The sequence below is a fragment of the Photorhabdus tasmaniensis genome, from assembly GCF_011189505.1.
Lineage (GTDB): Bacteria > Pseudomonadota > Gammaproteobacteria > Enterobacterales > Enterobacteriaceae > Photorhabdus > Photorhabdus tasmaniensis.
Map to the genome: position 1 here is coordinate 139,379 of NZ_PUJU01000005.1, position 16,242 is coordinate 155,620.

At 39.7% G+C, this 16,242-nt stretch carries 14 protein-coding genes; 7 read left to right on the plus strand and 7 right to left on the minus strand.

Features of this window, described 5'->3' with window-relative positions; genetic code table 11:
* Window positions 1–21: 21 nt before the first annotated feature.
* Window positions 22–522: a DUF2165 family protein gene (locus C5471_RS03520; protein ID WP_133812691.1), complete on the minus strand. Its 501-nt coding sequence runs from the start codon at window positions 520–522 to the stop codon at window positions 22–24.
* A 215-nt stretch (window positions 523–737) separates the two neighbouring features.
* Here C5471_RS03520 and C5471_RS03525 point away from each other — a divergent pair, with 215 nt between their 5' ends.
* On the plus strand, window positions 738–1,166 hold the full coding sequence (locus C5471_RS03525; protein ID WP_133812690.1) for a DUF805 domain-containing protein: 429 nt from the start codon (window positions 738–740) through the stop codon (window positions 1,164–1,166).
* 403 nt (window positions 1,167–1,569) lie between these two features.
* Here the strand turns inward: C5471_RS03525 and C5471_RS03530 are convergent, their stop codons facing one another.
* From C5471_RS03530 to icd, 4 genes are all read right to left on the minus strand, one after another.
* Complete coding sequence (locus tag C5471_RS03530; RefSeq protein WP_133814182.1) at window positions 1,570–2,397, minus strand: N-acetylmuramoyl-L-alanine amidase; 828 nt, start codon at window positions 2,395–2,397, stop codon at window positions 1,570–1,572.
* A gap of 252 nt (window positions 2,398–2,649) precedes the next feature.
* Window positions 2,650–4,113: an alanine/glycine:cation symporter family protein gene (locus C5471_RS03535; RefSeq protein WP_133812689.1), complete on the minus strand. Its 1,464-nt coding sequence runs from the start codon at window positions 4,111–4,113 to the stop codon at window positions 2,650–2,652.
* A gap of 2,106 nt (window positions 4,114–6,219) precedes the next feature.
* Window positions 6,220–6,753: a hypothetical protein gene (locus tag C5471_RS03540; RefSeq protein WP_166295641.1), complete on the minus strand. Its 534-nt coding sequence runs from the start codon at window positions 6,751–6,753 to the stop codon at window positions 6,220–6,222.
* 321 nt (window positions 6,754–7,074) lie between these two features.
* Window positions 7,075–8,328: an NADP-dependent isocitrate dehydrogenase gene (gene icd / locus C5471_RS03545; protein ID WP_133812688.1), complete on the minus strand. Its 1,254-nt coding sequence runs from the start codon at window positions 8,326–8,328 to the stop codon at window positions 7,075–7,077.
* A gap of 139 nt (window positions 8,329–8,467) precedes the next feature.
* On the opposite strand from icd, the gene rluE reads away from it, so the two are divergent.
* The 6 genes from rluE (at window position 8,468) to C5471_RS03575 (ending at window position 14,498) form a co-directional block, all read left to right on the plus strand.
* Window positions 8,468–9,097 carry a 23S rRNA pseudouridine(2457) synthase RluE gene (gene rluE / locus C5471_RS03550; protein ID WP_133814181.1) on the plus strand — a complete coding sequence of 210 codons (630 nt, stop codon included), beginning with the start codon at window positions 8,468–8,470 and terminating at the stop codon, window positions 9,095–9,097.
* Complete coding sequence (locus C5471_RS03555; protein WP_133812687.1) at window positions 9,090–9,539, plus strand: NUDIX hydrolase; 450 nt, start codon at window positions 9,090–9,092, stop codon at window positions 9,537–9,539. Before rluE ends, C5471_RS03555 begins: the two co-directional genes overlap by 8 nt.
* Before the next feature lie 84 nt (window positions 9,540–9,623).
* Window positions 9,624–10,727 (plus strand): tRNA 2-thiouridine(34) synthase MnmA, encoded by a 1,104-nt coding sequence (mnmA, locus tag C5471_RS03560; protein ID WP_133812686.1) that lies wholly within the window; start codon window positions 9,624–9,626, stop codon window positions 10,725–10,727.
* A gap of 2 nt (window positions 10,728–10,729) precedes the next feature.
* A complete protein-coding gene (gene hflD / locus C5471_RS03565; RefSeq protein WP_133812685.1) occupies window positions 10,730–11,356 on the plus strand; it encodes a high frequency lysogenization protein HflD in 627 nt (208 codons plus the stop codon).
* Between the two features lie 23 nt (window positions 11,357–11,379).
* Window positions 11,380–12,750, plus strand: a complete 1,371-nt coding sequence (purB, locus tag C5471_RS03570; protein WP_133812684.1) for an adenylosuccinate lyase — start codon at window positions 11,380–11,382, stop codon at window positions 12,748–12,750.
* A gap of 722 nt (window positions 12,751–13,472) precedes the next feature.
* Window positions 13,473–14,498, plus strand: coding sequence for an IS630 family transposase (locus C5471_RS03575; RefSeq protein WP_133812683.1), 1,026 nt, complete (start codon window positions 13,473–13,475; stop codon window positions 14,496–14,498).
* Window positions 14,499–15,202: 704 nt separating this feature from the next.
* On the opposite strand, the gene C5471_RS03580 is transcribed toward C5471_RS03575, so the two are convergent.
* Window positions 15,203–15,706 (minus strand): contact-dependent growth inhibition system immunity protein, encoded by a 504-nt coding sequence (locus tag C5471_RS03580; protein ID WP_133812682.1) that lies wholly within the window; start codon window positions 15,704–15,706, stop codon window positions 15,203–15,205.
* 13 nt (window positions 15,707–15,719) lie between these two features.
* Window positions 15,720–16,242, minus strand: a 523-nt coding sequence (locus C5471_RS03585; protein WP_479687631.1) for an endonuclease toxin domain-containing protein, incomplete at its 5' end; no start/stop codon positions are given.

Consider the following 16,242-nt stretch of genomic DNA (forward strand, 5'->3'; position numbering starts at 1 on the left):
TTTTCACATCTATCCTCATATTTATTCTTGATCTAGTTCCCTGTCACGCTGTATCAAATAAATCAATACCAGAATGATAGTGACAAAGAAACGGAAAGCGCTGGACACACCGTTCCATTGTTTAGACATCCACATCCCAAACCATTCACCCCCAATTGACATAAATGCCACCTGCCAAGTCAGGAACCCCAGCGTCAGGCCAGCTATCGCAATAGCTTTCTTTTTATTGAAGACAGCAGCATTAGATTTCAAATTCGCCAGTAAACGGATACTACCAATCCAACATAACACTGCGGTTAACGTTTCTAAAGAAATAATGGCAATATAACCAATGTGATGTAGTACCGGTGAATGGATTGCACGATAGGTGATGGTCGCATCAGGGAAAATGGTATCCATCATTAATACATGCTGTACAAACACGAAATTAGTGCCATAGTCTGTGATATTGCCAAAAGCGACCAATGTAGCAAACAGCGCGATTGCAAAGACCATCAAAATCTTAGATAAACGAGTAATCATTTGTCAGGTTCTCCAAAGAATGACTGAAACACCAGAGAAATCATAAAAAACACAAGCTATCATATAATTTAACAATCATCACCTTATTCCCACATATTAAAGTGTAGAATGACTTTTAAAATATTTTCATCTAATATCTGACTTATGTTTTTCTGTTCATACCATCATTAGATCAGTTATTATCTGTTCTATGTTTATTTACCTGACTGTTATTTATGGATGATTCTCTAGTTAGCTCAATAAAAAACTATTTCAGACAAAAACTGAGTAGGAAAGATTATATTATTAACTTTATTACAGCAGCAGTTATCCTGGGAATGCTGATTTTTCTCTCTGGTTATCTGGCAGAAAACAATTATGCCGCTTATATGCAATATGGATTATCCGTATGGCTGTACATGATCTCTATTGGCATATGGGCAATGTGCTCCTTCGCCACTATTTATTATTTAATCATGAAAACCGCTTTCAGATTTAATGAGGCGGGGTTATATGGCTGGTCAATATCTATTTTTATCTATCTATGCAGTGTCTTACCAAACTATCTTTCTGACAAAATAATGAACTATTCACCGTTTATCAGCCTGGTAGGGATCATTCTTGCATTTACTCTCCCGGCAAGAAAAAACGATAATAAAAGATAATATTTACTTTATATCTCAAAAAAAACGTTATTTCATCTGACTATGACTTAAGATCGTAATCGTCGTTATAAAATAAAACGACGATTATTTATATACATTGCATCATTACTGAGCATTTTATTATTCAACTATGACCGGATTTCTACAATCCCGTTTGAAGACTGCTTTGTTAAAATAATTTAATTACAAAAAATCATGATGAAAGAGATCTGGAATCAAGACAGTGGAAATTCTTGATTAATCATTGCCGAAATAATCTGTGATTACAGATTAAAAACAACGTGAAAAGGAACCAGAAAAGCGAACTATGAAAGTTTTATCGAGCTAATTATCGAGAAGCTATGCCATAAAAGTCACCCTAATAAAGTTCCTTTTATGGCACGATCTTACTAAATGCGACAAACTACCCTTTATATTTCTCAACCAAAGCCAGAGCTATTGACTCAGTTTGCGCATCAGGATTACCACTGATGTCATCTGGTCTGAAATGCATCTGGAATGCACTGATTGTTTTAAGGGTATCTTTATCAAGTACACCCGTTTGTGGAATGGTATAGCCATATTTAGCTAATGTTTTCTGTATTAACGCAACAAAAGCCATGTCATTCCATTTTCTGCCAGCCATATATTTTTCAACTGTTGCATCATCAGGCCATGCACCGATACCTTGTTCAGCCAAGTTCTTCCAAGGGAAAAGTTTACCTGGATCAGATTTTCTCAGCGGTGCAATATCGCTGTGACCAATAACATTGACAGGTTCAATGTCATAACGCTGGATAACATCTTTCGCCAAACGCGTTAACAGATCGATCTGCTGCTCATTAAACGGATACCACTCTCTCTCAAGTAACCTTTCCGTAAATCCTTTATTGACAATTTCAATACCAATTGATGTGTCATTTAAATCTTTACGACCATTCCATCCACTGACACCAGCATGCCACGCTCTCTTGCCCTCGGGAACCAATTCCAAAATGACCGGCTTCCCGCGTACATCATTCGGTAATGACGGGATCAAGTAATGGGCACTGACTCCGTCCTGCGTTAATATACGTAAAGAATCCTCATCATTGACAGCAGTATAATGGAACACCAAAAATCTTACTCTGTCATTCTGACTTTTCGAAGGAAAAGAGCTATCCACTTTATAAGTGCCCCGATCTTCCAGATGACGCTGGCTGGAACACCCGGCCAATAACATAAATAAGCCAACCAATATGATCTTCTTCATCATCTCCCTGTCCCACCTATTAATTGAAAGCAAGATAATAACACAAAGAAATCAAATGAGTACAAAATAAATTTTATGTTTTGTTCGCTTTTTTTATAAAATCATCAGCTTTATTCTTGATATAGAACACCAAAGAAAATGCCTTATTCCCATCATTTAGATAGGAATAAGGCAAAAATAACAAGCAAAACGTAAAAGGTAATCAGTTGCTATATCATTAAATAATATTAACTATACCTTTTGTCTGGTATCTCACTTGTGCTCGGTCACTTGATTCGCGTAGGCGCGACTGGCAGTTTCCTCCCAAATACCAACTTCAACCTTTTGCTGAATCTCAGGATATTGATTGATATTAAATATCGGTAACTTACCGGCACGTCTCTGCTGGTTATAATCTTTTGCAAGTTTAAATGCGACACCGGAAAGTAACAAAATAGCGGTTAAATTGGTAATTGCCATCAATGCCATAGATAAATCAGCCATTTTCCAAACTAAAGGCAATTCAGCCAATGCACCAAACATCACCATACCTAATGCCGCCAGACGGAGGATCACCAGACCCGCAGTATGATTACGTTCAAGAAAGACGATATTGCTTTCAGCGTAAGCATAATTCGCAATGATTGATGTGAAAGCGAAGAAGAAGATAGCTAACGCGATAAACTCAGATCCCCAATCACCGACAGCTGAGGATAATGCCCGCTGAGTCAGCTCTATTCCACTGATGCCTTCAATATTGCCATCAAGCACACCCGATGAAAGGATGATAACAGCGGTAGCACTACAGATAACAAGCGTATCCATAAAGACACCCAGCATTTGCACATACCCCTGAGACGCCGGATGAGGAGGATAGGGAGATGCAGATGCGGCAGCATTAGGAGCTGACCCCATCCCCGCTTCATTTGAAAACAGTCCCCGTTGAACGCCTTGCGTCATCGCCTGCGCAACGCCGTAACCAACGGTTCCTGCAACCGCTTCATGTAAACCAAATGCGCTTTTGAAGATCAATGCAAACACTTCTGGCATTCGTTCAAAATTATGCCCGACGACCCAAAATGCCAGGATCAGATAAGCTGTCGCCATAAAAGGAACAACCAGCTCCGCAACTCTGGCAATAGAGCGTAAGCCACCAAAAATAATGACCCCACTCAGGATCACCAGACCAATACCGACATATAACGGATTAAAATTAAACGCGAAAGCAGCAGCCTGAACAATTGAATTTGCCTGGACAGCATTAAATACCAGACCAAAAGCAATAATAAGGAATATGGAGAACATAATGCCCATCCAGCGTACCCCAAGCCCTTTTTCCATGTAATAGGCCGGGCCACCACGGTAATTCCCCTTATCGTCTTTTGTCTTGTACAGCTGGGCAAGTGTGCTCTCAATAAAAGAAGTCGCCATCCCAATAAAGGCAACAACCCACATCCAAAAAATGGCACCAGGCCCACCCGCCGTCAAGGCGATTGCCACGCCGGTAAGATTGCCCGTACCTACCCGTGCAGCTAAACTGGTACACAATGCCTGGAATGATGAAATACCTGCACTATCAGATTTTTTACTGTTTTTCAATACTGAAAACATATGCCCAAAGTGGCGTATCTGTATAAAACCCGTACATATAGTGAAGTAAACACCGGCCCCAAGAAGAAGATAAATCAGTACGGAGCCCCAAAGGATGTTGTTAAAAAAGTTAATTAGTTCCGTCAAGATGTTTTTCCCCTTAAATTAGCAAACCTAGTCTGACCATAAAACCGTATCCGGCAGAATTCATTGCGCTTAATATGCCTTTATAATTAACAACTAACGCAATGCCGTTTAAAAAAACGCAGAGATACTGGTCAGAAAAACGCTATAAATGTAACACAAGTTTGAAATTAATGTGTAATGTTTACTGACCTTTTTACATTATCCATCAGATTAAATGAATGTTTGATGTCCTGTTTCTTGGCCGATAGTTAATAGATTATGCCATTCAATCAACTATTGCCCGTCAGTAACTTCATACACGCCATTATCTATCACCTCCCATTTGTGAATCGCATTCTAATTAAATCAACAGGCAATTAATATCAAGAAAAAAGATTCAAAAATAAGATATTGTGGTTAATTTTGTGAGCAGATTATCAGCTTTAAGAAAAAAATCGTCATTAATTTAGAAAAATTTCGCATAGGAAAAATCATCATATAAAACATTAAAAATCAAAAAGATAACTCACTACCTCCCATCAGATCACAATGAAATATCAATATCCTATGCTAATGCCTGAAATATCATCCCAATGAATAAACAACATTCAAAAAACTAATAAAAAGGTCAATCTATAACTGCCCTGCAACTATAAGTTTACCCAATCAACAGAATAAATGATATTTTTCTTTTGATTATTTGAGTTAAGTTATAATTAACATTAAAAGTTTTTAACGAACATTCTGCACTTCTTTATATGGTCACAATTAATACATTCCCGCTTATTTTTTGACTATCTGAATATATAGCCAATCTCTGCTATTACTGTATTTTCTGTAAAGTTACTGCCCAATATTCCCGCACATAAATTAAAGTCAAATTACAATGGAACCAATACAGCAAAATCTTTTTTTATAAAATAATCAGACCACTCTCTGGTCGTCGGAAGGAAATAAATAACAATTATCTGGTAGCTTTCCAGTGCATAAATACAAATTCGATTATCTGTCAATGGTTGGTTAAATCACCGACAAAAAACTCAACTCAGCAATTCATTAATATAACCAGGAAAAGACAGCCTAAGTGACTGCTTTCCATACTATCGAACAAGTTTTCCAATTTAGAGGGTTGGCAATGTTTTTTGCTAAAATCTTGTTCAATATTTACCTTAACAACTTCTTTACTTTTAAGCATCAAAATTCTCCAAAACTAATATTTTCACGATTAATTACAATCCCATTAATCTGTAAAACAATGCACTTAACTCAACTATACATAGCCACAACCAATATTTACTTCATACTTAGTTAACATTACATATTAATTTCAATTAATATTATTTCAAAATGAAATTAATTTCGTAAAAAATATGAAAAAACTTCTCTTATATGCAACATAAAACTGGATCTTTTATTATCTACTGCTAATATTTTCATTTGTTATCTTTTACAAAAAAAACATGTTTATGAAGTTAATATTGCAAAAATATCTCACTTGTATTCTCAATCCATAATTTAAACAATATACGTTGAGGTTATGAATGACGTTAAGAAGAAAAAGGAAGAATCCTACTGATAACAATTTACCTATAAGAGTCTATCGTGGGAGATCTAAATATGAATACCACCCTCCATCAGGGGGTTCAATATCCATTTGTTGCTTAAGTTCACCATTATCTGTCGTTTGGGAGGAATATGAAAAAATTCTTAATAAGGAAAATAATAACTAAATCATAACAATTCAAATATTATACAATAAGTACTATATTTACAGTTATAAAAACGGCGGGAGAACAAACTCCCGTTAGCGGTTTTTACTTAGTCACATCTATCATAAAGATTTTTACAAGCTATTAAATTAACTATCCAGTTTTAACTTCTATGTTTACTTATCGGTCACCAGACCAAACTGAAATAAAAATGACGCCCTATAGCATCGCATTCCCCCGCTAAAATCACCCTTGACAGCTTGCTAACCCGCTAAGGGAAGGTCATACTCTACTTATTATCCGGCCCATATGACGTGTTACAGATGCAGCTACAGTACCATTCCGATATAAACTGGTAAGGCACCGTAGCAGAAGAGAATGAAGAAGAAAAAATAATAAAGTCCAAAAAAACAACTGATTACTGGATAAGAGCAACCGCCTTAAAAATATATTCTTTAAAAAGAAACGCCAGCGTCGCAGCAACAATAGACCACTGAAGACGATCAAATTTACCTTCAAGTTTGCTAAGACGCATATCCACAGACTCGAATCGTTGGTTAACACCTTTATCCATAGATCCGAATCGCTGATTAAACTCTTTATCCAGAGCTTCAAATCGTTGATCAAGAGCTTTATCCGCAGCTTCAAATCGTTGATCAAGAGCTTTATCCGCAGCTTCAAATCGTTGATCAAGAGCTTTATCCGCAGCTTCAAATCGTTGATCAAGAGCTTTATCCGCAGCTTCAAATCGTTGGTTAAGGGCTTTATCCATAGCCTCAAACCGCTGGTTAATATCGGATTTAAGTGACGTAAAGCTAGCCTCATTCTCACGGCGCAGATTATCAACACTTTCCTGAGTTGCAAGATGTTGCATATTCTGCCCTCGATGCAAGAGAGCATTTAACACATCGCTCGTGCTGAACTCTATTTTTTTATCATCTGAGTCACTCATCTTTCCCCCTCAATATCAAACAGAACAAATATTAATCTCAGTATACACTCTGGCATATGTGACTTGCAAAATTTTGCATTCAACAAAAACAACAAAACATCGCACTTAGGTACTTGAATCTTTCCAATACAATCATTAGGACATAAACGTGTAAAAACAACAGGTAACTACATGATGATAAGGGAAAATTGACAAATCATAGCAATATAAACAAATACGTTTTTTATGGCTATTTTATGAGAGTTCTATGGCAAAAGTTTCAAGAAACAAGAAAACTCCACGGAAACATCAGCTACCGTGAAGTTTTCAGAAGATCACGGATTACATATGCTGGATAATAGCGTCACCAAATTCACTGCATTTCAGCAGCTTCGCGCCTTCCATCAAGCGCTCGAAATCGTAAGTGACAGTCTTCGCCGCAATCGCGCCTTCCGTGCCTTTAATGATGAGATCAGCGGCTTCTGTCCACCCCATATGGCGCAACATCATCTCAGCGGAAAGAATAACCGAACCTGGGTTCACCTTATCCTGACCCGCATATTTAGGTGCTGTACCATGAGTTGCTTCAAACAGAGCGCATTCATCACCGATATTTGCCCCCGGAGCGATACCGATACCACCAACCTGAGCAGCCAGTGCATCAGAAATATAATCGCCATTCAGGTTCATACAGGCGATAACGTCATATTCAACAGGACGCAACAGAATCTGTTGCAAGAAAGCATCTGCGATTACATCTTTAACAATGATCTCTTTGCCATTTTTCGGGTTCTTAATTTTCACCCAAGGACCGCCATCCAGCAGTTCACCGCCGAACTCTTCACGCGCAAGCTGGTAACCCCAGTCTTTGAAAGCCCCTTCGGTGAACTTCATAATGTTGCCTTTATGAACCAGCGTGACAGACTCACGGTCATTATCAATCGCGTATTCGATAGCAGCACGAACCAGGCGTTTAGTGCCTTCTTCAGAGCAGGGTTTCACACCAATACCACACTGCTGTGGGAAACGGATTTTATTCACGCCCATTTCGTCTTGCAGGAATTTAATCACTTTATCCGCTTCCGCAGAGCCTGCTTTCCATTCGATACCGGCGTAAATATCTTCTGCGTTTTCACGGAAGATCACCATATCGGTCAGTTCAGGTTGTTTAACCGGGCTTGGCGTTCCCTGGTAGTAACGAACAGGACGAAGACAGACATACAGATCTAATTGCTGACGCAATGCCACGTTCAGAGAACGAATACCACCACCAACCGGCGTCGTCAGAGGGCCTTTGATGGCGACGCGGTACTCACGGATCAGATCCAGAGTTTCATCCGGCAACCAAACATCTTTACCGTATACATGAGTAGATTTTTCACCGGTGTAGATTTCCATCCAGGAAATTTTACGCTCACCCTTATAGGCTTTCTGAACCGCTGCATCGACAACTTTCAACATTGCAGGGGTAACATCGACACCAATCCCATCCCCTTCGATATAAGGGATGACCGGGTTATTCGGAACAACCAGTTTACCTTTAGCGTCGACTGTTATTTTTTTACCTTCCGCCGGAATAACTACTTTGCTTTCCATTAACCTCTCCTTTCAAGTAAGCGTAATACCTTGTTAATTTTTTGTAAGGGACCTGTCAATACTACTTGAATATTCTGCAAACGCCAATCGATAGCAGACTAATGTATAATACCGACCCCATTTCGCTTAGTGATCTATGATGACAAATTTCTCTGTTAAAAAACACAAACTTAACCGATTCAGCCAAAGAAAAACATCACATTCTGTCAAAAAACCAACAGGGCCTCGCCGGGTGTTGATATTTAACAAGCCTTATGATGTCTTGCCCCAGTTCACCGATGAAATGGGCAGAACAACACTGAAAAATTTTATCCCGTTCCCCGATGTGTATGCCGCCGGACGTTTGGATCGTGACAGTGAAGGATTATTGATTTTGACTAATGACGGTAAACTTCAGGCACATCTGACTCAACCGGATAAAAAAACCGCCAAGGTTTATTACGTTCAGGTCGAAGGCGTTCCGGATGAAGCTTCACTCGATAAACTGCGGGGCGGTATTATTTTAAAGGATGGGCCTACTTTGCCCTCAGGTGCCGAGTTAGTTCATGAACCCACATGGCTTTGGAATCGTCATCCACCGATTCGTGAACGTAAAAGCATTCCTGTGAGCTGGTTAAAAATAACACTTTACGAAGGTCGAAACCGCCAAGTGCGCAGAATGACAGCACATATTGGTTTCCCTACACTTCGGTTGATCCGTTTTAGTCTGGGAAACTGGCAATTAGACGAGATGAAACCCGGTGAATGGAAGGAGATCGATTTTGTTTAACCCCCACGTTACCGTTGCCTGTGTTGTCCATGCCCAGAATAAATTCCTGGTGGTTGAAGAGACAATTAATGGCAAAGCATTATGGAATCAACCCGCAGGTCATCTTGAAGCGGATGAAACGCTATTGCAGGCAGCAGAGCGTGAATTATGGGAGGAAACCGGTATCCGGGCTAAACCACAAGCGCTGCTGAAAATTTATCAGTGGGTTGCACCAGACAGCACCCCCTTTATCCGCTTTCTGTTTCTGATCGAAATGGAACAGCAAACCGCTCCCCATCCACAGGACAGTGATATTGACTGCTGCCACTGGGTTACGGCAGAACAAATATTAAAGAGTGATCGTCTGCGTTCACCACTCGTCGCAGAAAGTATCCGCTGTTACCTGCAAAATGAAAAACATCCTCTCACCCTATTGGATAGCTATGTCTCTCCGGTTAATTAATAGCAAAACAGTGATGAGTTTAATGCACCCCCGTTTACAACGTGTTAAAGTACGGCGCTTGTTTTTTTCTCCAGTGAGATTCCCATGTCAGATAACAGCCAGAAAAAAGTCATTGTCGGCATGTCCGGCGGTGTAGATTCCTCCGTTTCCGCATACCTGCTGCAACAGCAAGGTTATCAAGTGGCTGGCTTGTTCATGAAGAATTGGGAAGAGGACGATGATGAAGAGTACTGTTCAGCCGCGACTGATCTGGCCGATGCTCAATCCGTTTGCGATAAATTGGGTATTGAACTTCATACTGTCAATTTTGCTGCCGAATATTGGGATAATGTTTTCGAGCATTTCCTTTCTGAATATAAAGCTGGCAGAACCCCTAACCCAGATATTCTATGCAACAAAGAAATTAAATTTAAAGCATTTCTGGAATTCGCCGCTGAAGATTTAGCGGCGGATTATATCGCTACAGGTCATTATGTCCGCCGCAAAGATATTAACGGTAAGAGCCAATTATTGCGTGGGCTCGATAACAATAAAGACCAAAGCTACTTTTTATATACCCTGAGCCACCAGCAAATCGCGCAAAGCTTATTTCCTATTGGTGAATTGGAAAAACCGGAAGTTCGTCGTATCGCTGAAAAAATCGGTTTGGTGACGGCAAAGAAAAAAGATTCCACGGGTATCTGTTTTATCGGTGAGCGCAAATTCCGTGATTTCCTTGGCCGTTATTTGCCCGCCAAACCGGGGCCAATTATGACGGTAGATGGAGAAACTCTTGGCGAGCATCAGGGGCTGATGTACCACACACTGGGTCAACGTAAAGGCTTGAGGATCGGCGGAACTAAAGAAGGCAGTGAAGAGCCGTGGTATGTCATAGACAAAGATGTTCAAAATAACATTCTGATCGTAGCTCAGGGACACGAACACCCCCGCATGATGTCTGCCGGCCTTATTGCTCAACAGCTTCATTGGGTTGACAGACAACCACTGACAGAAGAAATCCGCTGCGTGGTTAAAACACGTTATCGCCAGCAGGATATTCCTTGCACTGTCACACCAATAAACGAAGACAAAATAGAAGTCCGTTTTGCTAACCCTGTCGCCGCAGTCACCCCCGGCCAGTCAGCCGTCTTTTATCAGGGGGAAATTTGTCTTGGCGGTGGCGTGATTGAACAACGTTTGCAGGAGTAATTGTGGCAAAGAATTATTACAACATTACACTGGCTCTGGCGGGAATTTGCCAGTCAAGCCGTCTGGTCCAGCAACTTGCTCACGAAAACCAGTGTGATACCGATGCGGTTGCAACTATGGTTAATAGCATTCTGAACACCAACCCAGCATCTGTTTTAGATGTGTTTGGCAAACATGAACGCAATCTGCAAATTGGGCTGGATGTCATGCTAGGGATGTTCAATGGCTCTAACAGTAGTCTTTCTGCCGATATTACCCGCTATATGTTAAGCCTGATGGTACTGGAACGCCGCCTGAATGACAATCGGGACGCTTCCAACGCACTTGGCAACCGCATTAACCAGTTAGAGCGCCAACAGACTTATTTTGAACCCATGTCAGAAGGCATGTTCAATGCGTTGGCCGGTATTTATGTTGATATTGTCAGCCCATTAGGCCCAAGGATCCAGGTGACAGGTTCCCCTGATGTTCTGCGCAATCCACTGGTACAAGCGAAAGTCAGGGCTATTCTGCTGGCAGGGGTCCGTTGTGCTGTCTTATGGCAGCAAGTTGGCGGTAGTCGCTGGCAATTAATGTTTTCTCGTCAACGCCTGCTCCAACAGGCGAAAGATATTCTTGCTCATTGTTAAATAAAATCCGGGAGTTGCTACCAATGGAATTATCCTCACTGACTGCTGTTTCTCCGATTGATGGCCGCTACGGCGATAAAGTCAGCGCATTACGTGCCATTTTTAGTGAGTTTGGCTTACTGAAATTCCGCACGCAAGTTGAAGTACGTTGGCTGCAAAAACTGGCAGAATGTGCTGAAATTAAAGAAGTTCCCGCTTTTAATGCGGACGCAAACGCTTACCTGAATGAAATTATCGCCAATTTCAATGAACAGGATGCAATGCGTATCAAAACGATCGAACGCACGACTAACCACGATGTCAAAGCAGTGGAATATTTTCTGAAAGAGAAAGTTGCCGATGTGCCAGCGCTGCATAAAGTTGCCGAATTTATTCACTTTGCCTGTACTTCTGAAGATATTAACAACCTGTCTTATGCACTGATGCTGAAAACAGCCCGTGAAGAAGTCATTTTGCCACAATGGCGCCAGATAATTGACACCATAAAAAAAATGGCGGCTGAATATCGGGATTTGCCGCTGTTGTCCCGTACTCACGGTCAACCTGCCACGCCTTCCACTGTGGGTAAAGAGTTTGCCAACGTTGCTCACCGAATGGAGCGCCAGTATCGCCAACTGGAGCAAACCGAAATATTAGGCAAAATCAATGGCGCAGTAGGTAACTATAATGCTCATATAGCGGCTTACCCGCAGGTTGACTGGCACCAGTTCAGTGAAACATTTGTGACTTCACTGGGTATCAAATGGAATCCTTACACGACTCAAATCGAACCTCATGATTATATTGCCGAATTGTTTGATACCGTTGCACGTTTCAATACGATTCTGCTCGATTTCAACCGTGACATTTGGGGTTATATTGCACTCAACCATTTCAAACAGAAAACGGTTGCCGGCGAAATTGGTTCTTCCACGATGCCACACAAAGTCAATCCGATTGATTTCGAAAACTCTGAGGGTAATCTGGGGCTGGCAAATGCCGTACTTGGTCATCTGGCAAGCAAGTTACCGGTCTCCCGTTGGCAGCGTGATCTGACTGACTCAACCGTCTTACGTAACCTTGGCGTTGGTCTGGGATATGCTCTGATTGCTTATCAATCCACAATGAAAGGCTTAAATAAACTGGAAGTCAATGAACAGCATCTGCTGGATGAGCTGGATAAGAATTGGGAAGTCCTTGCTGAACCTATCCAGACCGTCATGCGTCGCTACGGTATCGAAAAGCCTTATGAAAAGCTGAAAGAGCTCACTCGTGGTAAACGCGTCAATGCTGAAGGAATGAAAACCTTTATTGATGGGCTGGATTTACCCGAAGAAGAGAAAATACGCCTGAAAACAATGACGCCGGCAAATTATATTGGCCGTGCAATCACTCTGGTTGATGAATTAAACTAATTGATATTCCACAGACGGATAAAATATCTGTCTCAGATCGCTGAAAAACCTCGTTGAAAATAACGAGGTTTTTTATTACAAATAATAATACTGACTGTTTTCCTTATTAACCTGTTTACTTCCAGATTAACGGTGTTGTACTTATTATGTGAATCCACCATCTGAATAAATGAGTATTCAAAAGCTTTCTAGTCGTTATTTTACTAAGTAAGCCATAAAGAAATAGTACAATAAAAAATGGATAAAAAGGTTAATTCAGTAAAGTTTAAACTCTGAGAAAAGCTTGAAAAAAACGACATGAATTGATTTTAGCGTTAAATAACATTTAAGGTATAAAAAGAGACATGATTTAAATCAAACGGTAGAAAAGCAATGCTATTAAACGAGATAAAATATTGTAAAACAAGTTTAAATGGATGTATTTAATGTATCACGGTATTGCATAATAAATTCAATACAATAGCGCTGTAAGTCATCCAGCTCGTATTCAGTTAAGTTATTTATTTGCGTATTTTGTTATTCCTTTTTTCCATAAATAACTATTTAACTGGTTTATGAAAAAGTTTATTAACCGGTTGAAAAAATTATTAAAATCAGTTTATTTTGGAAAATAGATTGTCTGATTAACCGATTAATATTTTTTTGTCCTTTTATCCGTAGTATATACCCGTAATCATTGAAGATGCTTGATTTTATCCGAAATGGAGATCATTATCCTCGCTATGAAAATATTTATTACATCAGAACAAAAAATCAAACTTGAGCGTCTTCACGACACCACTCGTGATGGTCAAGTACGAGACAGAATAAAAGCTATCCTTCTGGCTTCTGAAGGCTGGAGTTCTGTCATGATAGCCCAGGCATTGCGACTCCATCAGACCACTGTTGACCGCCATATCAGTGATTACCTTAATCAAGGTAAACTGAAATCTGATAATGGGGGGTCTGATAGTTTGCTTTCCCGAGAACAAACTGATTTTTTAATCAACCATTTATCTCAACATCTTTTCCATCACACCCATGAAATCGTGGCCTATGTTGCTCAGCTCTGGAATATTACCTTTAGCATTCCAGGCATGAATAAATGGCTACACCGTCAGGGTTTCTCTTATAAAAAACCTTGTGGTGTCCCTCATAAATTCGAGGCAGAAAAACAGAGACAATTTATTGAATATTATGAAAATCTTAAAGTCGCCGCGAAAGACGAACCCATCCTCTTTCTTGACGCGGTTCACCCGACTCAAGGCACCAAACTCAGTTATGGCTGGATGCGAAAAGGCGAGAAAAAAACAGTCAAAACAACAGGAAGCCGAACTCGCCTGAATATATTGGGTGCACTCAACCTGAATGCCATTGGTCATACGGTGTTCCAGGAATATCAAACCCTCAATGACTACAACATTTGCTGTTTTTTCAATGAAATAAGAAAGTCTTATCCTGAGTATCATCAAAAAATTCATCTTATTGTGGATGGAGCGGGTTACAACAAAGCGCATCTTGTGAAGGACTGGGCTTATGTCAGCAATATTGAGTTACATTACCTTCCTCCCTACAGCCCCAATTTAAACCCGATAGAGCGATTATGGAAGGTCATGAATGAACATGTTCGAAATAACCGTTATTTCGCTGATAAACATGAATTTCGAGACAAAGTGTTCAAATTTTTCACCACAACGCTACCTGATATAGCGGACTCGCTGACATCTAGAATTAATGACCATTTTCAGGTGCTAAAAACTGCATCTTGAAGTTTCTTGGGTATATAAGCATTAATAAAGCCAATTATTTTTCTCATTTTCACTGATAGATTTATGATAGGAATATTTTAAACTGTTATTAAAAACCATTTTTAAAATTGCGGGTTTTAATCAGTATTATAAGGTTTTAACCGTTGTTTTTACTGCTTTTAATACTTGCTTTTCATTAAGTTTAATCATCATGGCATATTGTGTTTTACGTTTAATCATATTCGCTTTTTATCTTTACTGGCGTTGTTTTACTGGCAATTATGAACTGTTTTTATAAGTCTTTTATCTTCATAAATCAATCTACAAATAGCTTGGTGGTATAAATACACCTCTTTTTTTTCGGAAAATATTCTTTTTTTCGCTGATTTATTTTAAGTTTTCTGTTAATGGTTAACGTCATTTAAAAAACTGCATTTATAGTTAAATCCGTCTTTTATATAAAAGCTTTAATATCTCTTTTTTCGGGCTTTTAAATGGTTATGGCAGGACAGTTAAATGTAAAATAAGCGAAGGATAGTATTATTGATAAATACATTAAACATGATGGAAATAAGCCGTTTTAGTTACTCTGTACCTTTTCAAAATCTGGTATTAATAGATACCTGTTTTTTTATCCTTAGATAACTAATCACCGAAAAGAAAACAGCTTGCTGAACAACCAAAAAGGGAAAAAATCCCAGCTTTTTTATGGCTGGGATCTTGATTTAACCGATACAACGACTAAAAGCCAATCTAAGAGCTGCTCCAATTTCCTCCGAAGAACTATCTATCGGAAGAACAACATAATCAGATTCTTTAATTCTATCACCGCTCCAAGCTTCAAGCTTTTCGTGGTAGCTTGGCTCAATGCTTATTAAGCCATTAATACAATGAATAGTGCAGTTTTTCATGCCATTGAATAAGGCGCGTTTAGTTTTATAACCATACCTCTCCATGAGCATGCCTACTTTTTCGTTATATCTCTCTTTTCCCTTTCCAAGATCAAAAAAAACCACACGCTCATCAAGAGAAGTTAATGTTCGACTATCTGACAGAGCTTGTATCAGTGTTTCACCGATATCTTTATTATTAGCATCTGGTGCAAGTAGATGGCGGGGAAATAAAGGATCGACCCCAACCATTCCCAATCCAGAATAAGTTTCAATAAGTAAAAACTCATTAGTGCTGTAGCAACCAGCCCAATAATCCTGATCTTTGTTGAATATCATCATTTCACCTGTGTCACTGTGACCTTAACACCCTGATTTTTCCCGTATTCAATTTCCTATCTAATAAAGTATGAGTCTTGAACAACGAAGCAGCATCAATATTTCCTTTAAGCGAGCTATATATCTGATTTGGCTTGGTCAGTTTTGCCATAGTCTGAGTATCCATTGACTTCGCGCTAACTGCCGTTTTGGTTACACCATCATAATAATCAAAAGTTTTAAAGTTCTTCGGTAATCTGGCATCGACAGGAAGCTGTGTTCCTACATAATCCTCCCAAGGCATACCTTGCTTCATATTACCCTTTCCCCATTGAATACCGGTTTCTGCGGCACTGACAGTCGCTGTTGCCGAATTGCGCTCTATATACAACGCTTCTTTTTCCATCAAGCCAGTTACGGTATTGGTATTAGGTTTAGCATTGCTCAACAGGGGTTTTGAGGCATCCCTCAATTCTCCTGCCAGATTTTTCGCACCTTCTTTAGTGTTACCTAATACTTTTACGGCTCCGGTCGCTAAAACGCCCGTGCCAACCGCC